This is a genomic window from Streptomyces sp. NPDC001851 (genome assembly GCF_040297165.1).
Classification (GTDB): domain Bacteria; phylum Actinomycetota; class Actinomycetes; order Streptomycetales; family Streptomycetaceae; genus Streptomyces.
In genome coordinates, this window is sequence record NZ_JBEOYR010000020.1 from 13024 (window position 1) to 36345 (window position 23322).

A 23322-nucleotide genomic window follows, 5' to 3' on the forward strand; every position below is an offset into this window, starting at 1 on the left:
GCCCGGTAGGTTCGGCGGGACGCATGTGGATCATGCGTCTCCGCTTATCAACCGCCACACAAGGGGGACCATGGAGCAGCACACCATCGGGCGTCGGGGGATCCTGCGGGCCGCGGGCGGTCTGGGCGCCGCCGCGCTGGGCGTGGGGGCCGGGGCGGGCACGGCGTCCGCCGCGATCGCCGCCTCGCCGCGCTTCGACCTCACCGCGCCCTCCTACGACCTGTTCCGCGGGCGGCAGCTGCACGACGACACCGTCCAGCAGGGCTTCGCCTTCGACAGCGTCAACAAGCGCCTCTTCGTCGCGCAGCGACGCAACGGCAGCGGCGAGACGTCCGGCGACCTGTGCATCACCGAGCTGGACTTCGCCGGCAACCGCGTCTCGGCCATGCACCTGACGGGCTTCGGCCACGGCGTCGCCTTCGGTGTCGAGCCGCGGGGCCGCGACAGCTGGCTGTGGACGGAGGTGGACGCGAACAGGAACGGCTACGGCACCCGGCTCGGCCGCTTCAAGTTCGTGCGGGGCGGCTCGCTGTCCCACACCTCCTCCGCGATCCGGAAGTACCGGCCGGTGTCGAGCGGCGTGGAGTTCACCTGCTCCATCGACCAGGTGAACGGCATCATGGTCGTCCGCCACCAGAAGAACGGCGCGAAGTACATCGCCGCCTACCGGATGAGCCAGGCCTCCGCCGGCAACTTCAGCAGCCCGGTGGCGTACTTCAAGCAGCCCTCGATCCCGGGCACCGCACAGGGGTACACCTCCTACGGCCGGTACCTGTACTACCTGACGGGCAACGCCTACTCCGCGAGCAACCCGCGGCCCGGGAACACCCGCATCACCTGCGTCGACCTCAATTCGGGGGCCGTCAAGCAGGGGCCGGTCCCCACCAAGGCGGGCGAGAGCCTCTCCTACCGCGAGCCGGAGGGGCTGGCCGTCTACCGCACCGACTCGGGCCAGGCCCGCCTCTTCATCGGCTTCGCCTCCGGCACCGCGGGCGACCGCCGCTCGAACATCTTCTACAAGAAGGCGCTGGTCTGAGCCTGTGAGCGGGCCCCGTGCCGCCGGGGATGCCGGTGGCACGGGGCCCGCGCGTCCCCCGGGGGGCTCGCCGTCTCGGCCCCCGGGACGGTTGCCGCCCCCGTCCACAGGCGCACTACCCTGCGGGTATGACCACGCTCTCGCCGTACGACTCGATGTCCCCGGTCACCCAGGCCGCCTACCGGGCCAAGGCCGCCGCCGCCGACCTCGCGCCGCTCCCGCGGGCCGAGAAGGACGACGCGCTGCTCGCCATCGCCGACGCCCTGGAGGTCCGGACCAGCGAGATCGTCGAGGCCAACGCCAAGGACGTCGCCAAGGCCCGGGAGAACGGCACCAGCGAGGCCATCGTCGACCGGCTCACCCTCACCCCCGAGCGGGTCCGCGCCATCGCGTCCGACGTCCGGGACGTGGCGAAGCTGCCTGACCCGGTCGGCGAGGTCGTCCGCGGCTCCACCCTGCCCAACGGCATCGACCTGCGCCAGGTCCGCGTCCCGCTCGGTGTCGTCGGCATCATCTACGAGGCCCGCCCGAACGTCACCGTCGACGCCGCCGCCCTCTGCCTGAAGTCCGGCAACGCCGTCCTGCTGCGCGGCTCCGCCTCCGCCTACGAGTCCAACACCGCCCTCGTCCGGGTCATCCGCGACGCCGTCGGCGGCGCCGGGCTGCCCGCCGACGCCGTCCAGCTGGTCCCCGGCGAGAGCCGCGAGTCGGTACGCGAGCTGATGCGCGCCCGCGGCCTGGTCGACGTCCTCATCCCGCGCGGCGGCGCCTCCCTGATCCAGACCGTGGTCAACGAGTCCACCGTCCCCGTGATCGAGACCGGCACCGGCAACTGCCACGTCTACGTCGACGCGGCGGCCGACATCGACATGGCGATCGACATCCTGATCAACTCCAAGGCCCAGCGGGTCAGCGTCTGCAACGCCGCCGAGACCCTCCTCGTCCACCAGGACATCGCCCCCGCGTTCCTGCCGCGCGCCCTCGACGCCCTCGCCGAGGCCGGCGTCACCGTGCACGCCGACGAGCGGGTGCTGGCCTACGCCGAGGACTCCAAGGCGACGGTCGTGGAGGCCGTGGCCGAGGACTGGGAGACCGAGTACCTCTCGTACGACATCGCCGCCGCCGTCGTCGACTCCCTCGACAAGGCCGTCGAGCACATCCGGCTGTGGACCTCCGGCCACACCGAGGCGATCGTCACCACCTCCCAGCAGGCCGCCCGCCGCTTCACCCGGCTGGTCGACTCCACCACCGTCGCCGTCAACGCCTCCACCCGTTTCACCGACGGCGGCCAGTTCGGCTTCGGCGCGGAGATCGGCATCTCCACCCAGAAGCTGCACGCCCGCGGCCCGATGGGCCTGCCCGAGCTGACCAGCACCAAGTACATCGTCACCGGCGACGGCCACGTGCGCCCCTGAGACTCACCCGTCCGGCCGCACGTCCGGAACGCGTCTCATCAGGCGGATGAATTTCCATACCGTCTGCCCAAATTGACCCCCCAGGTCTACTCTGGATCCGTGCCGGAGGACGTGGGGGGCACGCCGTTCTCGGACGGCTGGGAGCCCGACGACGACCACGACCACGGGGTGTCGGACGAAGAGTTCGCCTCCGTGGTCTTCGACGAGGCCTTCGTACAGGCGGCCACGGTCCACGAGCCGACCGCCGTCGAACGCCTCCTGGCCGCAGCACAGGCCAGAGCGGAGGCCTCCGAGGCGGAGGCCCGCCGCGCCCACGCCCGAGGCGAGCGCTTCGACGACGCCTACGGCCCCGAGGGGACCGATTTCGGTCAAGATCCGGACGACGACCCGGAGGACACCCACGACCTCGGCGAACGCCACTTCGGCGGGTACGGCAAGCAGGTCCGCTGGCACCGGCCCGTGGCCTGGGTGCTGGCCGTCGTGATGGGCATCGGCATGGTCGCCCTGGCCTTCGCCGCCGTCTACCGGGGCGGCTCCGCCGGCACCCGTGACGGGATACCCGCACCCGCCCGCACCGGCCTCGAACAGGGCAGCGCCGCCGCTCCCTCCGCCTCCGCCGAGACCTCCCAGCCGGCGGCCTCCGCCACCCCGCGCTCCCCCTGAACACCCGCCGCACTCTTGGTGAGCACCTGTCAGAAGTTGTCGTGGAGCAGGGCGTTTACCTGAGGCTCCCGAGACCTACTCTGAAAGTATGGGCGGGCCTGGAGACCCACCGGAGGGCGCACCCGAAGGCAGCCCCGCAGGTGGAGAGGACGAGTACCGATCCGTCGTGTTCGACGAGTCGTTCGTCCGTGCTGCCCGCCTCCAGGAGTACTCCGCCCAGGAGCGGATGGCCGACCACGCGCCCGCCGTCCGCCGGCGCCCGCCCCTGCACCGCGGACTCACCCGGCAGGTCCTGATCCTCGTCCTGCTGATCGCCGTCGCCTTCGTCACCGCCATCTACATCGGCGTCCGTCACCCCTACAGCACCCCGCAGGCCCGGCGCACCGTCGAGCCCCTGCGGATGACGGTGGTCCCGCTCGCTCCGGCGGGCGAGGTGCCCGGCGCCACCGGTGCCACCCCGGCCACCGCCGCCGAGAGCCTGTACGCGCACAGCCCCGCTGCCCCCTACGACGTCGGCGCGGAGGGCATACCCCTGCCGGCCACCCGCGGCACGGCCCACTTCTCCGAAAGCCAGGTGGTGACCGCCCTCACCACCGCCAAGGACTACATCGTCCGCTCCTCGCTCGACCCCGACGTGCTCACCGGCCGTGACGTCCACCCCGTCCGGTCCCTCATCGACGCCGACCAGCTCGACCAGTTCGACCAGAGCTTCAGCCGCCCGTCGGCGGACGGCCGGCACGCCCCCACCGGCTGGCTGATCCGGCTGGACCCGTCCCGCGCCCGGCTCGCCGACGACAGGATCCGCGTCCACGGCGACCTGCGAGCCACCGAAAGCGACTCGGGCACGCTGGAGGTCACCGCCGACCACACCTTCGTCTACGCCGTGCGCCGCACCGGTGCCGCGAGGAACGCGCCCGTGGCCCTGTTCACCGTCCGCCGCGAGCTGACCTTCCGCTTCACCCGCGACGACCTGCGCATCCACCAGGTCCAGCTGGTCACGTCCTTCCTCCAGGCCGGCCCGCTCTCCTGCGCCGAGGACTCCGCCTCCTACCTCCGCCCCCTGCTGGCCGGCCAGACGGCCCGCACCGGCGGCCCCGCAGGCACCGACCCCTACGCGACGGACAGCCCCACGGCCCTGTGCGGGACGCTGGCCGCCGGGGCCCAGCCGACGGTGTAGCGGGGGCGTTCGCGGCGCGACGGCCTTCTCATTCCGCGGTGTCCGCCGGGCCCTCCTTCGACGGGGGCGGGGTCCGGAAGCCCTCGAAGCCCCGGCGGACCCGGCCACCCAGGTCGCCCGCGCCGCCCGCGAGGTCCGTGACCAGCTTCATCAGCGGGTCCTTGGAGGCCTTCACATCGCTTGCGTAGCTGGCCGCCGACTCGCGGAAGGAGTCGCTGACCGACGTGTCCCGGTCCTCGTCACGCCGCGCGTAGTGGCCGTCCATGACCCGCTGGAAGTCGCGGGACTCGGCCCACTTCTTCAGCTCGGCGGCCCGCACGGTGGTGAACGGGTGCGAGCGCGGCAGCACGTTCAGGATCTTCAGCACCGAGTCGCGCAGGTCGCCCCCGGAGTCGTACTCCTCGGCCTGCTCCAGGAACGCGTCCACGTTCATCTCGTGCAGGTGGTTGCCGCCCGCGATCTTCATCAGGCCACGCATCGAGGCCCGGACGTCCTGCCCCACCAGCAGCCCCGCCCGGTCCGCGGACAGCTCCGACTTGCGGAACCACTCCCTGAGCGCCGTGACGAGCGCCATGATCGCGAAATTGCCCAGCGGGATCCAGGCCACCCTCAGCGCGAGGCTGGTCAGGAACAGCAGGATCGTGCGGTACACCGAGTGGCCGGACAACGCGTGTCCCACCTCGTGCCCGACGACCGCCCGCATCTCCTCCTCGTCGAGGAGCTCCACGAGCCCCGTCGTGACGACGATGAGCGGCTCGTCCAGGCCGATGCACATCGCACTCGGCTGCGGGTCCTGTGTGACGTACATCGGCGGGACCTTCTCCAGGTCCAGGATGTAACAGGCGTCCAGCAGCATGTCGTGCAGGTGCTGGAACTGCCGCTCGGAGACCCGCACCGAGTCGGACAGGAACAGCAGCCGCAGGCTCCGCTCGGGCAGCAGCCCGCTGAGCGCCTTGAAGACCGTGTCGAATCCGCTCAGCTTGCGCAGCGCGACCAGGGCCGAGCGGTCGGCCGGATGCTCGTAGGCACGCGAGGAGATCCCCGGGAAGCGCCTGCGCTGCCTGCTCGGCACCCGCTCGTGCCCTGTGTGCTGCCGGCCGTCGTCGGACATGTCTTCCCCCATGTGCGTAGGAGTGCCACTGTGCCCCCGAGGCGGGGCCCAGCCTAGGCGGAGATACCGTTGACGGGCAGTACAGCCGAAGGAGCCCACTCATGGATCACCACCCCGCAGCCGCCTGGCTGACCGAGGCCGCCGCGAGCGCCGTCCAGCAGCACGGTTCGGGGAATCTGCTCCGCATCGTCCTGATCGTGATGGCCCTGGGCTGTGTACTGACCGCCTGGTTCCTGCTGCGCGGCTACAAGCGGAAAGACGACTGACAGCGGCCGTAAGTTCCGGCCGGCCCTCCCCAACGGAGGAGTCGGCGTGATCGCCGCGACGCCGCCCGCTTACGATGAGCCGACATCTTTATCCCGCCCACACGCGATAGGTCCTGCCGAAGATGAGCTTCCACAGCGCCGCAGCCCAGTTGGTCACCCTTGCCGCCGAGGGCGAGCCGCACGGCGGAAACCACGACAGCCTGAACCCCGCCGTCACCGGCGGCAGCGCCCTGGTCATCCTGCTGCTCCTGCTGTGGATCACCACGCGCTTCAACCGCGACCGCTGAGCGGGGACCCCGTCCCCGGCCGGACACCCGAGGCCGGGCCGGTAGGGTCTGCACGCATGGGAGAGCAGGACATGCCTACCGGTCCGGCGTACGAGTCCGCCGACGACACGGTGAAGCACCCGCAATACGGACCGGGCAACGGCCCCGCCCACACGGGCAAGCGACGCCTCGGCGTCATGGGCGGCACGTTCGACCCGATCCACCACGGGCACCTCGTGGCGGCGAGCGAGGTCGCCGCGCAGTTCCAGCTGGACGAGGTGGTGTTCGTGCCCACCGGCCAGCCGTGGCAGAAGTCCCACCGCAAGGTCTCCCCGGCCGAGGACCGCTATCTGATGACGGTCATCGCCACCGCCGAGAACCCCCAGTTCTCCGTCAGCCGCATCGACATCGACCGCGGCGGCCCCACCTACACCGTGGACACCCTGCGCGACCTGCGCGCCCTCAACCCCGACACGGACCTGTTCTTCATCACCGGCGCCGACGCCCTCGCCCAGCTGCTGACCTGGCGGGACAGCGAGGAGCTGTTCTCCCTCGCCCACTTCATCGGCGTCACCCGCCCCGGCCACCACCTGACCGACCGCGGCCTGCCGGAGGGCGGCGTCTCGCTCGTCGAGGTGCCGGCCATGGCCATCTCCTCCACGGACTGCCGTGCGAGAGTCGCCAAGGGCGACCCCATCTGGTACATGGTGCCCGACGGAGTCGTGCGCTACATCGCCAAGCGCCAGCTGTACCGCGGCGAGTGAGCCGAGAGGGGCACCACCGGTGAACGACCGATACGACACGGGCGACGGCGGCTACGGCGCCGGCCCGTACGAACTCGTCGGCTACGACGAGTACGGCCAGCCCGTGTACCGGCAGGTCCCGGCACAGCAGGCCCAGCAGGCGACCTACGACCCGTACACCCAGCAGCAGGGCTACGGCTACGACCCCTACGCCACCGGTCAGCAGCCACCGGTGCCCTCCTACGACACCGGCCGCCCCTCGCCGGCGTACGACGACCCGTACGGCTCCCAGGCCCCCTACGACCCCTACGGCACCGGCACCCGGCACGGCGCCGGCTACGACCCCTACGGGCAGGCGGCGAGCAGCGGGCAGCAGCCCCGGGTCACCGAGCAGGCCGCCCCCATCCCGCAGCAGGCCGGGCCGGTGGAGCACCCGCACGCCCCGGCGCACCCCGAGGAACCGCGGGAGGAGGGCGAACGGGACTACCACACCGAGCAGTTCGCGTTCGTCGAGGAGCCGGACGGCGACTCCGAGGACGTCATCGACTGGCTGAAGTTCACCGAGAACCGCACCGAGCGCCGTGAGGAGGCCCGCCGCCGCGCCCGCAGCCGGATCGTCGCCCTCCTCGTGGTCCTCGCCCTGGTCGCCGCCGGCGGTGTCGGCTACCTCTGGTACGCCGGAAAGCTGCCCGGCCTGTCCTCCGCCGGCTCCAAGCCCGGCGCGACCACGCCCGTCGGCGCCCAGAAACGCGACGTGATCGTCGTCCACCTGCACAACACCGGCAAGGGCGGCACCTCCACGGCGCTGCTGGTCGACAACACCACCACCAAGCAGGGCAGCACCGTGCTGCTGCCCAACTCGCTGGCCCTGAGCGGCGACGACGGCTCCACCACCACGCTCGCCAAGTCGGTGGACGACGACGGAGCCTCCGGCACCCGCGACCAGCTCGACACCGTCCTCGGCACCGACATCCAGGGCACCTGGCGCCTCGACACCCCCTACCTGCAGAACCTCGTCGACCTGGTCGGCAACATCGAACTGGACACCAACACCGACGTGCCCGACCCGGACGCCAAGAAGAAGGGCGCCGAGCCGCTCGTCCACAAGGGCGGCGCCCAGACCCTCAGCGGCAAGATGGCCGTCGCCTACGCCACCTACCGCGCCCCCGGCGAGTCGCCCAACGCCCAGCTGGAGCGGTTCGGCCAGGTCATGCAGGGCGTGCTGCGCAAGCTGTCCTCCGACCCGGCGTCGGCGACGGTCACCGTGCAGACCCTCGCCCAGATCCTCGACCCGCCGCTCACCGACAAGGACCTCGGCACCTTCCTCGCCAGGCTCGCCGACCTCGCCAAGAGCGGCGACTACAAGACCGCCCTGCTGCCCGTGCAGGCCGACGGCACCCTGAGCGCGAAGACCGGCGACAGTGTGGTGAAGGACATCCTCGGCGGCACCGCCAAGAGCCCCGACGCCGGCTCCGCGGTCCGGGTCTCCGTGCAGAACGCCACCGGTGTGAAGGACGACACCGAGAAGGCCCGCGTGGCACTCCTCAACGGCGGCTTCACCTTCCTGGAGGGCGGCACCGCCTCCGGTGCCACGGCCGCCTCGAAGGTGGTCTACTCGGACGCCTCCCACAAGCCGGACGCCACCGAGGTCGCCAAGACCCTCGGCCTGCCCGCCGGCTCCGTGAGCAAGGGAACCGTCTCCTCGGGCGCCGACGTCTCGGTCGTCCTCGGCCAGGACTACAAACCCGCCGCGTCCTGACCGGGGCCCGCGCACCCCTGTGCCGCCGTAATCACGTGGGGTGCGCGCGGCGGTCCGTGAGACCCTTGAAGTCCAGTGACCGCCGACCGAAAGCTTTGTAGTGACCGCCACCGACCGTTCCCTTGAGCTCATCAACACCGCCGCCCAGGCGGCGGCCGACAAGCTCGCCCACGACGTCATCGCCTACGACGTCAGCGATGTGCTGTCGATCACGGACGCCTTCCTGCTGGCCTCCGCACCCAACGACCGCCAGGTCAGGGCCATCGTCGACGAGATCGAGGAGCGCCTGCTGAAGGAACTCGGCGCCAAGCCGGTGCGCCGCGAGGGCGACCGCGAGTCCCGCTGGGTCCTGCTCGACTACGTGGACATCGTCGTCCACGTCCAGCACAGCGAGGAGCGGGTCTTCTACGCGCTGGAGCGGCTGTGGAAGGACTGCCCCGAGCTGGAGCTGCCCGCCGACGCCAAGGCCACCCGCGGCAAGGCCGCGGAGCACGCCAGGCTGCAGGCCGCCGAGGCCGAGCAGGAACCGGGCGGGGAGTGGTGATGAGCGCCACCGGAGAGGTGACGGACCGCAAGGGCCGGGGTCGCCGCATCATCCTGTGGCGGCACGGCCAGACCGCCTGGAACGTCGAGCGCCGCTTCCAGGGCAGCACGGACGTCGCGCTGACCGAGACCGGCGTCGGCCAGGCCCGCCGCGCCGCCCGGCTGCTGGCCTCCCTGCGGCCGGACGCGATCATCTCCTCGGACCTGCAGCGGGCGGCGCACACGGCCGCCGAGCTGGCCGCCCTCACCGGCCTCGACATCACCCGCGAGGAAGGCCTGCGGGAGACCTACGCGGGCGTCTGGCAGGGGCTGACGCACGACGAGATCATCGCCCGCTACCAGGAGGAGTACGCCGCCTGGAAGCGCGGCGAGGCGGTCCGCCGCGGCGGCGGCGAGCTGGAGACCGAGGTCGCCGACCGCGCCGCGCCCGTCGTCCTGCGGCACGCCGAGAAGCTGCCCGAGGACGGCACCCTCGTCGTCGTCAGTCACGGCGGCACCATCCGGACCACCATCGGCCGGCTCCTCGGCCTGGAGGCCCAGCACTGGGAGAGCCTCGGCGGGCTCTCCAACTGCTGCTGGTCCGTGCTCGGCGAGGGCGCCCGCGGCTGGCGCCTGCTGGAGCACAACGCGGGCACCCTTCCGGAGCCCGTCCTCGGCGACGACGACTGAGCCGCCGCAGGCTCCCGGCCCCCGGATTTCACTTTCTGGCAGGTCACAGGCTAAAGTTCTTCTTGTTCGCCCCGCCGGCCGGGGGGAGCACCAGGGGCTATAGCTCAGTTGGTAGAGCGCCTGCATGGCATGCAGGAGGTCAGGAGTTCAATTCTCCTTAGCTCCACAGTGACCGAAGATCCCGTCCAACCGGACGGGATCTTTCGTTTGTGCGTGACACTTGAGTCACTCGCGCCTCGCGGGCGTATACCTCCGTGGCGGCGTCGCCGGCCGGAGCCGTGGCCGGACTGGTACTGAGGCGTCGCTGACCGTATTGCTCCGGCCGTGGCAGAATCAAACGGCCGGAAGGGGGCGCGGCCCGACGGGAGGGAGTAGCGATGCCTGCGAGCATCCTTGAGGAGGGCGGCCACCTCCTCGGTGCGGCGTTGATACGGGACACGACCACCCGGCTGAGCTGCCCTTCCTGCGGTTCCGCGCATGTCGCCCAGGTCCTCGGCGACAACGGCGGGATCTCCTACGTGTGCACGGCCTGCGGCCACAGCTGGAGCTGATCGATGGGTGCACACAGGCGAAAGTGCGACTGGTGCGGCAGCGGTACGCCGATCGTCCGTGACATGGAGCCGATCAATCCCGACTACCAGTACTGGTGCGAGGAATGCGCGCGGGCGCTGATCATAAAAGGCGACCCGATCGAGACGTACCGGGAACTGGAGGGCGAGCCGATCTACGGCCGCCTCCTTGAGGAGCACTGCACCCTCAAGCGGTTCTACTCCTTCGTGACGGCCTGACGCCGGCCGCGCCGCCGCGCTCCGGCAACGATGTCCGGGCCAGCACCAGGAAGCACGCGCCGGCCCCTCCGTAGACGGCCGAGAGCGTCAATTCCAGGGGGCCCTGGTGCAGTTCGGGGCGCCCGGTCCCGTGCGGCACCCACCAGGGGGCGTACGAGCAGAAGACCGGCAGCGTGCCCAGGGCCGCGGTCCGGGAGCCGTGCGACCACAGCAGCGGCACGAGTGGCACGCACCACACCCAGTGGTGCGTCCACGACACCGGGTTCGCCAGGAGCGCGGTGACGGCGCAGGCGCACCCCGCCCAGTCCCGCCGCCCGCGCAACTCCGCCGCCGCGCAGGCCGCGAGGCCCAGGCCGGCCACGACAGCCGCGCAGGCGGCCCAGAGGGCTCCCGGGCCGGTTGTGTGCAGAAGGCGGGCGAGAAATGCCGCGCAGGGCCTGGGACGGCCAGCAGCAGGTTGACCTGGCCGTAGCGCAGGGTCGTCCACACCGGCTCGCACCACACGGCCCCCGCCGCCACCCACCAGACGGCATCCACGCGCGCGTGGCCGACGAGTTTCAGCGACAGCCGTACGAAGACCCCCAGGAGTGCGAGGTTCCCGGCCGTCGCCCGCAGCGCGTACAGGTCGCCGCGAAGGACGCCAGGCACACCCCCAGTGCGACCGGCACCCGACGGTGGGCTGCTGACGACGCGATCACGGACACAAAAGCCGACATTAGGTGACGTATCGGTGCGGCCGTGAAACCGATTTGGTGCTGCGCCCCCGGCCCTGTAATGTTTACGTCGTCGCCGGGGGAACCGGGCGAAACAACAAAACAAGGGGCTATAGCTCAGTTGGTAGAGCGCCTGCATGGCATGCAGGAGGTCAGGAGTTCAATTCTCCTTAGCTCCACAGAAAACGAAGGCGGATCATTCAAAAGATGGTCCGCCTTCGGCGTGTTGTGCGAGGACACGGCCGAACGGAGGGGCGGGTCACCCGAGCCGGGTGACCCGCCCCTCCGTGTGTTCAGCGGCCGAGCGCGCGCCGGCCGCGGCCCTGGGAGACGACCGGCAGGTTCCGGGAGGGCGCCTGCCCGCGCGTGTCCTCCTCGATGCGCAGGGCGAGTGCCGGACAGCGGCGCACCGCGCGCAGAGCCTTCGCCTCCGCGTACTGCGGCACGTTCGCCTGGGCGACGGTCGGGAAACCGTCGGCACCGAGCTCGAACACCTCGGGGAGGATGTCGGCGCACAGTCCGTGGCCCCGGCACAGCGTCCAGTCGACGTAGATCTTCTGGCGGCTGCCGCCGGTCTCCTCGGGCTCCGCGCCGCCCGGGATGCCCGTGGGGGCCCTGCCTCCCTCGAAGAGCGGCAGAACGCCCTCCACGGGCCGTCCGCAGCCGTTTCCGAGGACATGCGCGGCCAGGTCGTCGGTGAACGCCTTGACGGTCGACTCCAGGAACATCGCCGAGCCGTCCGGATGCGAACACGCGCCACGGCGCTTGACGTTCTTCGCGACCTGCTTCAACGCCTCCAGGGCGGCCGGACCGCCGCCGTTGAGGATGTCCTCCATGCCGCGCGCGGCGGCGGGCAGTCCGAGGTAGCAGGGGCCGCACTGGCCGGCGCTCTCCTCGGCCAGCCACTGCGCCACCCGCAGCGACTCGCCCAGCGGGCACGTCTCCTGGCTGATCGGCAGGATCGCGCCCGCGCCCAGCGATCCGCCCACTGCGTCCAGTGAGTTGCGGGAGACGATCGCCTCGTTGACGGTCGCCGCGTCGATCCACTTGCCGTGGTAGCCGCCGGTCAGCACGCCCTGCGGCACCGGCGGGGCGCCGGCCAGCTGCAGCACGTAGCGCAGCGGCACACCCGTGGGGACCTCGATCACCATCGGGCGGGCGACCGCACCGGAGACCGTGAGCATGACGGTGCCCGGCTCGTCGTACAGGCCGGTGTTGCCGTAGCGCTCGGGGCCGATGCGGGCGGCGATGGCCAGCTGCGCGAACGTCTCCGCGTTCGACAGCAGCGTGGGCGCGCCGCCGACCCCGCTCTGCGAGGCGCTGATCTTGCGGCCGGGCGGGATCGCCGGGCCGCCGTCGATCGAGCGGATCAGCGAGGCGGCGGCCCCGGTGACCATCCGCACGGGGTTGCGCTGCACCCACGCGCGCAGCGCCGATCTGCGGCTGTTGCTCAGCCCGCGTTCGGCGAGCGCGGCCTCCATGGAGCGCTGGGTGGACTCGCGCGTGACGCCGATCACAAGCGTCCGTGCGCCGAGCGCCTCGGCGCACAGCAGCGCGCCGTCCAGGATCAGGTGCGGGGCGCGGTTGATCAGCACCGTGTCCTTGCGGCAGGCCGGTTCGTCCTCGCTGCCGTTGACCACGACGACCGGCCGCACCCCGCGCTTGATCGCCGACTCGGCGACCGAGCGCAGCTTCTTGTGGAAGGGGAAGCCCGCGCCGCCGCGGCCCTTGAGGCTGATGCGTTCGGCGAGCTGCGCGAGCTGCTCGCCGCCGAGCGGGTCGAGCGGCCCGTGCACCTTCAGGTGCATGGGCAGGTCGAGTCGTTCCACAAGGTCGAAGCCCGACGTGAGCTGGGGAAGGCCGACCACGCGGACTTCGGGGACGTCGGGCAGGGCCTCGTTCACTTAAAGCCTCCGGACGGCATGTTCCAAGGTTCGCCCGAACCCGGTGTGTCGTACGACGTGCCGGGCAGCGTTTCGGTGGCGGGACCGCTGTTGTACGTGTCACTCGGGTTGTACGCGCCGTAGAAGCCGTTTGTCTCACGGGTGTCGTACATGTCACTCCCGCCGTAACCGGCGGCGTCCGCATTGCCGTAGACCGGGATGGTCTGCCCGGTGTCCTGGAACGGGTCGTACGCGGACGGCGGGGCCTCGCCGACCGGCGGCGGGGAGGGGATCGGCCAGCTGCCCGAGGTGCTGGAGGGGCCGTCCACGCGCGGGACGGCCTCCGTGGCCTGCAGATCCAGCGGCAGGTCCATACGGGCGGTCTGGCCGGCCGGGTACGGCTGCTGGGCGCGGCCCGGCGCGGAGACGGCGCGGTAGGCGGCGGCGAAGCCCGACGCGGGTTCCGCGGCGGGGGTGGCGGGGGACTGGTACAGCGGCGCGGAGGGGGCGGCGGCCGCCCTGGGCTCGCGCCGGCCCTCGAAGCCCGCCGTCGCCGGCTCGGCCATCCGGGCACGGCTGGCGTCCAGCTCGTCGAGACCGGGGCGCTCCGAGCTGCCGAACAGCGCCACCAGCCGGTCGGCGACCCGGCGCTTGACCGGGCGCGGGGCGGCGCGCAGCGCGAGGGCGCCCATCACACCCAGCAGGGAGAGGCTGTAGAGGATCACGAAGACGGGCTTGGCCGAGCGACCCGCGTAGAGGCCGTGGATCAGCGCCGCGCACCAGGCCGGGTAGGCCAGCATGTGCATGGCGCGCCAGCGGGCGGCGACGGGGGCCGGGGTGGCGAAATTGCTGCGCAGGGCGCCGGTGACGCCCACGAAGATCATCAGCAGGCCGGCCAGCGAGCCCAGTCCGATCAGGCCGCCGATTCCGGTGACGCCGAGCGAGAACGGGATGATCGCGGCGATCACCTCGGTGTGGCCGAGCGCGACCTTCGTGGTGATGTGCAGCAGCAGGAACGCGATGGAGGCGACCGCCGTCGTGCGGTGCACCGCCTGGCCGACGATCCGCTGCCGCGTGTTCAGGAAGATCCGGTCCTGGGCGAACAGGCCCCAGATCACGGAGCAGCTGAGCGAGACGAGGGAGAGCACGCCCGCGCCGAAGTTCAGGAAGTCGCGGAACTGGTTGCCTCCGACCAGGACGACCACGGGTATGAGCAGCAGGACGACAGCCGACGCCACCCCATAGGCCGAGCGGCCCGGTTTGGGAAGGGAGCTGGTACTACGACGAGGGTTCATGGGGGCAACTCCGAGCAGTTTCGGGAAAGCGGTCCCGCTGCCGAACTCTAAGTGGCGCCATACCGATCAGTACGGGGTTTGAGTCATTGCGTTGTTATGGACGGACGATGTGACTGGGCGATGTCCTTGAGTGGACGGTACGCGAAGTAATCCTTGACCTTGGTTCAGTTCCGGCGGGGTTCCTGGCATGTCCACAAGGGATACGGAAGCGCGTCGCGACTTGCTCACGGCCGTCGCGGCTCGCCCAAGGCCGTCGCGGCCCGCTCGGGGCCTGCGGTACCCTAGCGCCATGCGTGCCGTACGCCTTCTGCTTAGCGGGCCGCGCTGATCAGTACCGACCCCCGGTCGAACCGCGAGGTCGGCATCGGCGCGGCGTCCCCTCCTGTGCGAGGGGTTTTTTCGTTTCCCGGAATGTCACAGCCGCAGGCAGAGACGATCGATGGAGCTTTGAGGATCATGAGCGAGACGAACCCCGCTGCCGCCGAGGTCGCGGCGCCGCACCGCTACACGGCCGCCATGGCGGCCGAGATCGAGGCACGCTGGCAGGACTTCTGGGACGCCGACGGCACCTACGCGGCGCCGAACCCCAAGGGTGACCTGGCCGGCGACGCCGAGCTGGCCGCCAAGCCCAAGAAGTTCATCATGGACATGTTCCCGTACCCCTCCGGTGCGGGCCTGCACGTCGGCCACCCCCTGGGCTACATCGCCACCGACGTCTACGCCCGGTTCCAGCGCATGACCGGCCACAACGTCCTGCACACCCTGGGCTTCGACGCCTTCGGCCTGCCCGCCGAGCAGTACGCCGTGCAGACCGGCACGCACCCGCGCGTGTCCACCGAGGCCAACATCGAGAACATGAAGGCCCAGCTGCGCCGGCTGGGCCTGGGCCACGACAAGCGCCGGTCCTTCGCCACGATCGACCCGGACTACTACAAGTGGACCCAGTGGATCTTCCTGCAGATCTTCAACTCCTGGTACGACGACGAGGCCCGCAAGGCCCGCCCGATCTCCGAGCTGATCGCGCAGTTCGAGTCCGGTGAGCGCGCGATTCCGGGCACCACGCGCGCGTGGAGCGAGCTGAGCGCCACCGAGCGCGCCGACGTCCTGGGCGAGTACCGCCTGGCCTACGCCTCCGACGCGCCGGTCAACTGGTGCCCGGGCCTGGGCACCGTGCTGGCCAACGAGGAGGTCACCGCCGACGGCCGCTCCGAGCGCGGCAACTACCCGGTCTTCAAGGCGAACCTGCGCCAGTGGAACATGCGCATCACCGCCTACGCCGACCGGCTGCTGGAGGACCTGGAGGGCCTGGACTGGCCCGAGGCCATCAAGCTGCAGCAGCGCAACTGGATCGGCCGCAGCGAGGGCGCCCGCGTCGACTTCCCGATCGACGGCGAGCGCATCACCGTCTTCACCACCCGCCCGGACACCCTGTTCGGCGCGACCTACATGGTGCTGGCCCCCGAGCACCCGCTGGTCGAGAAGTTCACCCCCGAGGCATGGCCCGAGGGCACGCACGCGGTGTGGACCGGCGGCCACGCCACCCCGGCCGAGGCCGTCGCCGCGTACCGCGCGCAGGCCGCGTCCAAGTCCGACGTCGAGCGGCAGGCCGAGGCCAAGGACAAGACCGGCGTCTTCATCGGCGCGTACGCGACCAACCCGGTCAACGGCGAGCAGGTCCCCGTCTTCATCGCCGACTACGTCCTGATGGGCTACGGCACCGGCGCGATCATGGCCGTCCCGGCGGGCGACCAGCGCGACTTCGAGTTCGCGCGCGCCTTCGAGCTGCCGGTCCACTGCATCGTCGAGCCGACCGACGGCCGGGGCACCGACACCTCGACCTGGGAGAACGCCTTCGCCTCGTACGACGCGAAGATCATCAACTCGTCCAACGACGAGATCTCGCTGGACGGTCTGGGCGTCGCCGAGGCCAAGGCCCGCATCACCCAGTGGCTGCAGGACAAGGGCATCGGCGAGGGCACCGTCAACTTCCGCCTGCGCGACTGGCTGTTCAGCCGCCAGCGCTACTGGGGCGAGCCCTTCCCGATCGTCTACGACGAGGACGGCGTCGCCCACGCGCTGCCCGAGTCGATGCTGCCGCTGGAGCTGCCCGAGGTCGAGGACTACAGCCCGCGCACCTTCGACCCGGACGACGCGAACACCCAGCCCGAGACCCCGCTGTCGCGCAACGAGGAGTGGGTCAACGTCACCCTGGACCTGGGCGACGGGCCGAAGAAGTACCGCCGTGAGACCAACACCATGCCCAACTGGGCCGGTTCCTGCTGGTACGAGTTCCGCTACCTGGACCCGCACAACGACCGGCAGCTGGTCGACCCCGAGATCGAGCAGTACTGGATGGGCCCGCGCGAGGGCCTGCCGCACGGCGGTGTCGACCTGTACGTCGGCGGCGCCGAGCACGCCGTGCTGCACCTGCTGTACGCGCGCTTCTGGTCCAAGGTCCTGTACGACCTGGGCCACGTCTCGTCGGCCGAGCCGTTCCACAAGCTGTTCAACCAGGGCATGATCCAGGCCTACGTCTACCGCGACAGCCGCGGCATCGCGGTGCCGGCCGCCGAGGTGGAGGAGCGCGACGGCGCGTACTACTACCAGGGCGAGAAGGTCAGCCGCCTGCTGGGCAAGATGGGCAAGTCCCTGAAGAACGCGGTGACCCCGGACGAGATCGCCGCCGAGTACGGCGCCGACACCCTGCGCCTGTACGAGATGGCCATGGGCCCGCTGGACGTCTCCCGCCCGTGGGACACGCGCGCGGTGGTCGGCCAGTTCCGGCTGCTGCAGCGGCTGTGGCGCAACATCGTCGACGAGACGACCGGCGAGGTCACCGTTACCGACGCCGAGCCGGACGAGGAGACGCTGCGCGCCCTGCACAAGGCGATCGACGGCGTCCGGCAGGACCTGGAGGGCCTGCGCTTCAACACCGCCATCGCCAAGGTCACCGAGCTGAACAACCACCTGACCAAGGCCGGTACCGCGGTGCCGCGGTCCGTGGCCGAGCCGCTGGTGCTGCTGGTCGCCCCGCTGGCCCCGCACATCGCCGAGGAACTGTGGCGCAAGCTGGGCCACACCGACTCGGTGGTCCACCGGGACTTCCCGGTCGCCGATCCGGCCTACGTGGTGGACGAGACCGTGACCTGCGTCGTGCAGATCAAGGGCAAGGTCAAGGCCCGCCTGGAGGTGCCGCCGGCCATCTCCGAGGAGGAACTGGAGAAGGTGGCCCTGTCCGACGAGAAGGTCGTCGCGGCGCTGGGCGGCGCGGGCATCCGCAAGGTGATCGTCCGGGCGCCGAAGCTGGTGAACATCGTTCCCGCGTAGGAAGCGGGGACGGTCCGCCGTCTCGGGGTAGTCCCCTACGGGCAGGTTCGGGGTTTTTCTGGAACTCCGGGCCTGCCCGCTGCGTTTACTGTGGAAAGCGCAGCGGCGAGCGCCGCGCCGGCCGGAGGAGGAGCGTCGTGGAAGCAGTGATCGCCGTGTTCGCCCTGCTTTTTGTGCTCTTCGTTGGCCTGGGCGTGTACGCCACGGTCAAGGCGGTCGGCGCCGCCAAGCGCGGTGTGGACCGGACGATCACACAGGCCCGCCGCACGGTCGAGGACCACACGCTGCGCGCCAAGTCCTTCGTGCAGGTCGGCCCGGTCGCTGAGATCGCGCAGCTGCGGCTCGACCTGCGCACCTCCATGCGCGCCACGCAGGACGCGCTGCGCGCGGGCGCGGCGGAGGACGAGTCGCTGAAGGAGTCCCTCGGCCTCTTCGAGCGGCTCAGCGCGCACGGGTACGAGCTGGACGCCGACCTCAGGCGCCTGGAGTCGGAGCCGGACCGGGGCGAGGTCACCGCACGGCTGCCCGAGCTGCGCGGCCGCACCGAGCGCATCACCAAGTCCGCGGACGCACTGCGCTGGGCCGTCCGCGACCGCGCGCGCCGCTTCGTCGACGACGACCTGGGCGCGCTCAGCGACCAGATAGACATCGAGGCCGACGCCTTGCGCCACTGGACCCCGGCCGGTCCCGCACCGGCGCCCGGTCAACGGCCCGGCGCGTCCGCCTGGTACACGGCATCGTCCGCTGCGGAGGACCCGGAGGCGTGGCACGCCCGCGCGCAGTCGGCCCGCCCCGCCGACGGGCAGCCACCGGAGGCGATCACCCCGCCGTCGCCCCGCCCCTCCTATCCCTGGCAGAAGCGGCCCCGCCCGGAGAGCACCACCTGAGCGGCCGTCCCGGACCGCACTCCAGGGGCCGGGCTGCCGCGCGAGCACCACGGCAGGTAACCTCCAGCTCATGTCCCGCCATGTCGCGATCGTCACCGATTCAACGGCCTACCTGCCGCCGCGGACGATGGAGCGTCACGGCATCACAGCGGTGCCCCTGACCGTGGTCCTCGGTGACCGGGCACTCGAAGAGGGCACCGAGATCTCGACGCGATCGCTCGCCCAGGCGCTGCAGAAACGCCGTCCTGTCACCACCTCCCGGCCGAGCCCCGAGGTGTTCGCGGAAACCTACCGCAGGGTCGCCGAGTCCGGCGCGAGCGGAATCGTCTCCCTGCACCTGTCCGCCGAGCTGTCCGGCACCTATGACGCGGCGGTCCTCGCGGCGCGCGAAGCACCGGTGCCGGTACGGGTGGTGGACACGGGGATGGTCGCGATGGCCCTCGGCTTCTGCGCGCTCGCCGCGGCCGAGACCGCGGAGGCCGGCGGCACGGTGGACGAGGCCGTCACGGCCGCCGAGAAGCGGGCCGCGGGCACGTCCGCCTACTTCTACGTCGACACCCTCGACTATCTGCGCCGCGGCGGTCGCATCGGAGCCGCGCAGGCCCTGCTCGGATCCGCGCTCGCCGTCAAACCCCTGCTGCAGCTGGACGGCGGCCGCATCGAACTGCTCGAAAAGGTCCGTACGGCGTCCAAGGCCATCGCCCGGCTTGAGGAGATCGCCGCCGAGCGGGCGGGCGGCGCCGAGGTCGACATCGCCGTCCACCACCTCGCCGCCCCCGACCGTGCCGCCGCGCTTGCCGACCGGCTGAGGGAACGGGTGCCGGGCCTGGCCGACCTGCATGTCAGCGAGGTCGGCGCGGTGATCGGGGCACACACCGGTCCCGGACTGCTGGGAGCGGTGGTCTCGCCCCGCTGACCCTTCACTCGTGCGGGTGGCGGAGTTATCCACAACAGGGCGGTCATCCCCGGGAATTGACCAAGATCATCGCCGATCGGCGGGATGTTCCATCCTCGTCGCATGGCACTTCGATCACGTACACGCACAGCCACGGCGACCAGCGGCCCCGGCCGCGGTCCCGCCTCCGACGGCCGTGTCCGCCACCGTCGCGGCATCGGCCACCATCGCGCCCCCAGCCCTGCACCGGCCGAGGAACTGCGCCGCCGGGCGGAACTCCTCTTCGGCGAACGGGCCCTGCAGGGGCGGCAGTCGGGGAACGGGCCGCCGGACGGGGAGGCACCCGAGCATCCGGTCACCGACGCGGTGACGCCGAGCACACCGCTGGAGCCCGAACCTGCCGACACGGCAGATCCGTCGGCGCCCCGCAGGCCCGTCGCAGGCCGCTGGCGGGAGCGGGCCGGGCTGGCGCTGCGGGAGCGGATGCCGGTCCGGTTGCAGGCGCAGTTCGCAGTGGAGCGGCGCGGAGCCGTGGCGCTCTCCGTGATCCTCGTAGCCACTGCGGTGTTCGCCGCACAGCACTTCTGGGCCGGGCGGACGCAGTCCGTGAGCGCCCCTCAAGTGGTGCGCGCGCAGACTCCCTACGCCAAGAAGGAAGGGGAAGCGCAAGGCGCTGCGCGAACGGGTGCGCCGCCGATGCCCGGCGGACAGATCGTCGTGGACGTCAGCGGCAAGGTCCGCGCACCGGGGATCCGGCGGTTGCCGTCCGGTTCCCGGGTGGCGGACGCGCTGCGGGCGGCCGGCGGTGTCCGTCCGGGCGTGAGCACCGAGGGGCTCAACCGGGCCCGTGTCCTGGTCGACGGCGAACAGGTCGTCGTCGGCGCGTCCGCCGGGGCGGCACCGCCACCCGGACCGGCCGCCGGGCCGGCTCCCGGATCGGCGGCTGCGGGCCCGGCGGCGGCCGTCTCCCTCAACACGGCCACGGCGGACCAGCTCGACACCCTGCCCGGGGTCGGGCCGGTGCTCGCCCAGCACATCATCGACTACCGCACGCAGCACGGCGGTTTCCGCTCGGTGGACGAACTGCGCGAGGTCAACGGCATCGGCGACCGCCGCTTCGGCGATCTACGGAATCTGGTACGGCCATGAGCCGGGTGACCGACGGGGGGCCGCCGGGACGGGGAAGGGCCGGGGTGCCGGCGCAGGCCGGGCCAGGAGACCGGCGGCCGGCCGGCGGCGGGTCCGCGGATGCAGTGGTCCCTGACCCCGAGGAGGACGGGACCGCGCACGGCAGCCGGGCCGGGCCCATGGACCTGCGCCTGGTGCCGCCCGCGCTCGCCGCCTGGGCCACGGCGGCCCTGACACTGGACACACCGGCGGCCTGGACGGCCGGCATCGCGGTGGTCTGCCTGGTGGGCGGGATCGTGCTGTTGTCGGCGCGCAGGACCGGCTGGTGGGGACGGCGGACCGGACGGGCCAGACGGGGCCCGGAGGGCGCAGGGACCCTCCGGCGGTTCGCGTGGGCCCGTGCCTCGATCGCCGCCGTGCTGCTCTGTGTCGCCGCGGCGGCCGTCTCCGCCGGACTGCACGGGGCGGATGTACGGCGCGGGCCGGTGCCCGAGCTGGCCCGGCGGTATGCGACCGTGACCGCCGAGGTCGAGCTGAGCGGCGACCCCTGGCTGAGCCGGCCACGCGTGCGCGGTGATCACGCGGCGCCGGTCGCGGTGCTGGCCCGGGCGGAGGTGCGGCGCGTCGAGCGGACCGACGGGACGAGCACGCGGACACGGACTCCGGTGCTGCTGGTGGTCGACCCTGACGTCCCGGCGCCGGAGGATGTCGCCCGGAACGGCGGCTCGGCGCAGGAGGGTGCGACGGGGGCCGTGGCCCGGGGCGAGCGTGAGGCCTGGCTCGGGCTGTTGCCGTCCACGCGGTTGCGGGTGCGCGGACGGCTGGCGCCCGCGCTGACCGGCGGGGACCGGTCCGCGGCCGTGCTGCGGGTGCGTGGCCGGCCCGTGCCGCGGATCGTGGCGGGCCCCAGCCGGCCGCAACGGCTCGCGGGACGGCTCAGGGCCGGGCTGCGGGAGGCGACCGACGATCTGCCGGGGGACGCGCGGGCGCTCCTTCCCGGACTGGTCGTCGGGGACACCTCACGGATCACACCCGAGCTGGACGACGCGTTCAAGGAGACGGATCTGGCGCACACACTCGCCGTGTCCGGCAGCAACCTCACCATCCTGCTCGCGCTGCTGATCGGGCCGCCCGGACTGGCCCAGCGGGTCGAGCGCCGCGGTCTGGCCCCGCGCCTGGGGCTCTCGCTGCGGGCGACCGCGCTGCTCGCCGGAGCGCTCACGGTGGGGTTCGTGATCGTGAGCCGACCCGACCCCAGTGTGCTGCGGGCCGCCGCCTGCGGCGCGGTGGCGCTGCTCGCCCTGGCCACCGGGCGCCGGAGATCCCTGGTCCCGGCGCTGGCCACGGCTGTCCTGCTGCTGGTGCTCTACGACCCGTGGCTGGCCCGCAGTTACGGGTTCCTGCTCTCCGTGCTGGCCACCGGCGCGCTGCTGGTGCTGGCACCGGGGTGGAGCGAGGCGCTGCGGCGGCGCCGGGTGCCGCCGAGGCTCGCGGAGGCGCTGGCGACGGCCGCCGCGGCACAGGCGGTGTGCGCCCCCGTCACGGCGGTGCTGTCGGCGCGGGTGAGCCTGGTGGCGGTGCCGTGCAACCTGCTGGCCGAGGTGGCGGTGGCACCGGCCACGGTGCTGGGGTTCGCGGCGCTCATGGCGGCGCCGCTGGCGATGGCACCGGCCAAGGCGCTGGCGTGGTGCGCGAGTTGGCCCGCCGGGTGGATCGCCGAAGTGGCCCGGACCGGGGCTGCGCTGCCCGGCGCGGGAGTGGGGTGGCCGGGAAGCTGGCCGGGAGCGCTGGCGCTCGCGGCGGTCATCGTGGCCGTCGTCCTGGCCGGCCGGCGATGGTCGCGGCACCCGTGGTGGACCGGGTTGCTCGCGGTGCTGCTTCTGCTGGTGGTGGTGCGGCCGGCACCGCTGACCCGGGTGATCACGGGCTGGCCGCCGCCCGGCTGGCGGTTCGCGATGTGCGATGTCGGGCAGGGCGACGCGACCGTACTGGCGGCGGGCGAGGGAGCAGGGGTGGTCGTGGACGCCGGACCCGATCCGGCGCTGGTCGACCGCTGTCTGCGGCAGCTGGGCGTCACGCGCGTCCCGCTGCTCGTGCTGACCCATTTCCATGCCGACCACGTGGCGGGTCTGCCCGGTGTCCTGCGGGGCCGTTCGGTGGCCGCGATCGAGACGACCGGCTTCGAGGAACCCGCCGACCAGGCCGACTTCGTCAGAAGGGAGGCGGCTGCGCGGCACATTCCGGTCACGCGGGCCGTCGCGGGCGAGGAGCGGCGTACCGGACCGCTCTCCTGGCAGGTCCTGTGGCCCCCGCCCAGCACACGGCCGCCGTCCGGCCAGCAGTACCCGGCCTGGCCGGGCCCGGTGCCGGAGCCGGACGGACCGAACGACGCCAGCGTCGCGATGCTGGTCCGTTCGGGCGGACTGCGGCTGCTGTTGCTGGGCGACCTCGAACCGCCGGCCCAGCAGGCGCTGGCGCGGTCACCGGTGGCGGCCGGGCTGGCCGGTGTGGACGTGCTGAAAGTGGCCCATCACGGCTCGGCCTATCAGGATCCGGACCTGATGCGGCTGGTGGCTCCCCGGGTGGCGCTGATCAGCTGCGGTGCGGACAACCCGTACGGGCACCCGGCACCGGCGACCGTGGCCGCGCTGCGGGCGGGCGGGGCACTGGTGCTGCGTACCGACCGGGACGGCGAGCTCGCGGTCGCCGGGACCGGAGGGACGGGCGGGGAGGTGCGGGTGGCGAGAGACTGAGGAAC

21 protein-coding genes, 2 tRNA genes and 1 pseudogene are annotated in these 23322 nt (G+C 72.1%); 19 read left to right on the plus strand and 5 right to left on the minus strand.

Annotation, left to right across the window (positions count from 1 at the left end):
- Positions 1-70 precede the first annotated feature (70 nt).
- The 4 genes from ABT171_RS27195 (at position 71) to ABT171_RS27210 (ending at position 4291) form a co-directional block, all read left to right on the plus strand.
- The gene (locus ABT171_RS27195; RefSeq protein WP_351248213.1) at positions 71-1036 is read left to right on the plus strand and encodes a phage baseplate protein; all 966 of its coding nucleotides are present in this window, start codon (positions 71-73) and stop codon (positions 1034-1036) included.
- A 128-nt stretch (positions 1037-1164) separates the two neighbouring features.
- Positions 1165-2451 carry a glutamate-5-semialdehyde dehydrogenase gene (locus ABT171_RS27200; RefSeq protein ID WP_351248215.1) on the plus strand — a complete coding sequence of 429 codons (1287 nt, stop codon included), beginning with the start codon at positions 1165-1167 and terminating at the stop codon, positions 2449-2451.
- Between the two features lie 99 nt (positions 2452-2550).
- A complete protein-coding gene (locus ABT171_RS27205) occupies positions 2551-3114 on the plus strand; it encodes an SCO2584 family spore wall biosynthesis protein (protein ID WP_503076785.1) in 564 nt (187 codons plus the stop codon).
- Positions 3115-3202: 88 nt separating this feature from the next.
- Positions 3203-4291 carry an SCO2583 family membrane protein gene (locus ABT171_RS27210; protein WP_351248219.1) on the plus strand — a complete coding sequence of 363 codons (1089 nt, stop codon included), beginning with the start codon at positions 3203-3205 and terminating at the stop codon, positions 4289-4291.
- A 28-nt stretch (positions 4292-4319) separates the two neighbouring features.
- On the opposite strand, the gene ABT171_RS27215 is transcribed toward ABT171_RS27210, so the two are convergent.
- On the minus strand, positions 4320-5402 hold the full coding sequence (locus ABT171_RS27215; protein ID WP_351248221.1) for a M48 family metallopeptidase: 1083 nt from the start codon (positions 5400-5402) through the stop codon (positions 4320-4322).
- Between the two features lie 101 nt (positions 5403-5503).
- Between ABT171_RS27215 and ABT171_RS27220 the strand changes: the two genes are divergently transcribed.
- The 9 genes from ABT171_RS27220 (at position 5504) to ABT171_RS27260 (ending at position 10436) form a co-directional block, all read left to right on the plus strand.
- Positions 5504-5668, plus strand: coding sequence for a hypothetical protein (locus ABT171_RS27220; protein ID WP_351248223.1), 165 nt, complete (start codon positions 5504-5506; stop codon positions 5666-5668).
- Between the two features lie 122 nt (positions 5669-5790).
- Positions 5791-5955, plus strand: a complete 165-nt coding sequence (locus tag ABT171_RS27225; RefSeq protein WP_351248225.1) for a hypothetical protein — start codon at positions 5791-5793, stop codon at positions 5953-5955.
- A gap of 56 nt (positions 5956-6011) precedes the next feature.
- Positions 6012-6698, plus strand: a complete 687-nt coding sequence (gene nadD, locus ABT171_RS27230) for a nicotinate-nucleotide adenylyltransferase (RefSeq protein ID WP_503076788.1) — start codon at positions 6012-6014, stop codon at positions 6696-6698.
- Positions 6699-6717: 19 nt separating this feature from the next.
- Positions 6718-8436, plus strand: coding sequence for an LCP family protein (locus tag ABT171_RS27235; protein WP_351248229.1), 1719 nt, complete (start codon positions 6718-6720; stop codon positions 8434-8436).
- 100 nt (positions 8437-8536) lie between these two features.
- Positions 8537-8980: a ribosome silencing factor gene (rsfS, locus tag ABT171_RS27240; protein ID WP_351248231.1), complete on the plus strand. Its 444-nt coding sequence runs from the start codon at positions 8537-8539 to the stop codon at positions 8978-8980.
- Positions 8980-9648, plus strand: coding sequence for a histidine phosphatase family protein (locus tag ABT171_RS27245; protein WP_351248233.1), 669 nt, complete (start codon positions 8980-8982; stop codon positions 9646-9648). The genes rsfS and ABT171_RS27245 overlap by 1 nt, the downstream gene beginning before the upstream one ends.
- Before the next feature lie 93 nt (positions 9649-9741).
- Positions 9742-9814 (plus strand) — tRNA-Ala (locus ABT171_RS27250).
- 211 nt (positions 9815-10025) lie between these two features.
- Complete coding sequence (locus ABT171_RS27255) at positions 10026-10199, plus strand: hypothetical protein (protein ID WP_116151156.1); 174 nt, start codon at positions 10026-10028, stop codon at positions 10197-10199.
- 3 nt (positions 10200-10202) lie between these two features.
- A complete protein-coding gene (locus ABT171_RS27260) occupies positions 10203-10436 on the plus strand; it encodes a hypothetical protein (RefSeq protein ID WP_006136074.1) in 234 nt (77 codons plus the stop codon).
- Here the strand turns inward: ABT171_RS27260 and ABT171_RS27265 are convergent.
- Both ABT171_RS27265 and ABT171_RS27270 read right to left on the minus strand, forming a co-directional pair.
- A complete protein-coding gene (locus ABT171_RS27265) occupies positions 10405-10797 on the minus strand; it encodes a hypothetical protein (protein WP_351248479.1) in 393 nt (130 codons plus the stop codon). The genes ABT171_RS27260 and ABT171_RS27265 overlap by 32 nt on opposite strands.
- Before the next feature lie 143 nt (positions 10798-10940).
- Positions 10941-11288, minus strand: a pseudogene (locus ABT171_RS27270) (hypothetical protein); the annotation flags it as partial.
- Here ABT171_RS27270 and ABT171_RS27275 point away from each other — a divergent pair.
- Positions 11256-11328 (plus strand) — tRNA-Ala (locus ABT171_RS27275). The pseudogene ABT171_RS27270 and the gene ABT171_RS27275 sit on opposite strands and share 33 nt — an antisense overlap.
- Positions 11329-11442: 114 nt before the next feature.
- Here ABT171_RS27275 and ABT171_RS27280 read toward each other — a convergent pair.
- Both ABT171_RS27280 and ABT171_RS27285 read right to left on the minus strand, forming a co-directional pair.
- Positions 11443-13053, minus strand: coding sequence for an NADH-ubiquinone oxidoreductase-F iron-sulfur binding region domain-containing protein (locus tag ABT171_RS27280; RefSeq protein WP_351248236.1), 1611 nt, complete (start codon positions 13051-13053; stop codon positions 11443-11445).
- A complete protein-coding gene (locus tag ABT171_RS27285; protein WP_351248238.1) occupies positions 13050-14327 on the minus strand; it encodes a cytochrome b/b6 domain-containing protein in 1278 nt (425 codons plus the stop codon). Before ABT171_RS27285 ends, ABT171_RS27280 begins: the two co-directional genes overlap by 4 nt.
- Positions 14328-14783: 456 nt before the next feature.
- On the opposite strand from ABT171_RS27285, the gene leuS reads away from it, so the two are divergent.
- The 5 genes from leuS to ABT171_RS27310 all read left to right on the plus strand — a co-directional run bounded on the left by leuS (position 14784) and on the right by ABT171_RS27310 (position 23317).
- On the plus strand, positions 14784-17654 hold the full coding sequence (leuS, locus tag ABT171_RS27290) for a leucine--tRNA ligase (RefSeq protein ID WP_351248240.1): 2871 nt from the start codon (positions 14784-14786) through the stop codon (positions 17652-17654).
- Between the two features lie 137 nt (positions 17655-17791).
- Positions 17792-18541 (plus strand): hypothetical protein, encoded by a 750-nt coding sequence (locus tag ABT171_RS27295; protein ID WP_351248242.1) that lies wholly within the window; start codon positions 17792-17794, stop codon positions 18539-18541.
- Between the two features lie 70 nt (positions 18542-18611).
- Positions 18612-19457, plus strand: coding sequence for a DegV family protein (locus tag ABT171_RS27300; protein ID WP_351248244.1), 846 nt, complete (start codon positions 18612-18614; stop codon positions 19455-19457).
- A 102-nt stretch (positions 19458-19559) separates the two neighbouring features.
- Entirely contained in the window at positions 19560-20585 is a 1026-nt protein-coding gene (locus tag ABT171_RS27305) for a helix-hairpin-helix domain-containing protein (protein WP_351248246.1), read from the plus strand.
- A 158-nt stretch (positions 20586-20743) separates the two neighbouring features.
- Positions 20744-23317 (plus strand): ComEC/Rec2 family competence protein, encoded by a 2574-nt coding sequence (locus ABT171_RS27310; protein WP_351248460.1) that lies wholly within the window; start codon positions 20744-20746, stop codon positions 23315-23317.
- Positions 23318-23322 lie beyond the last annotated feature (5 nt).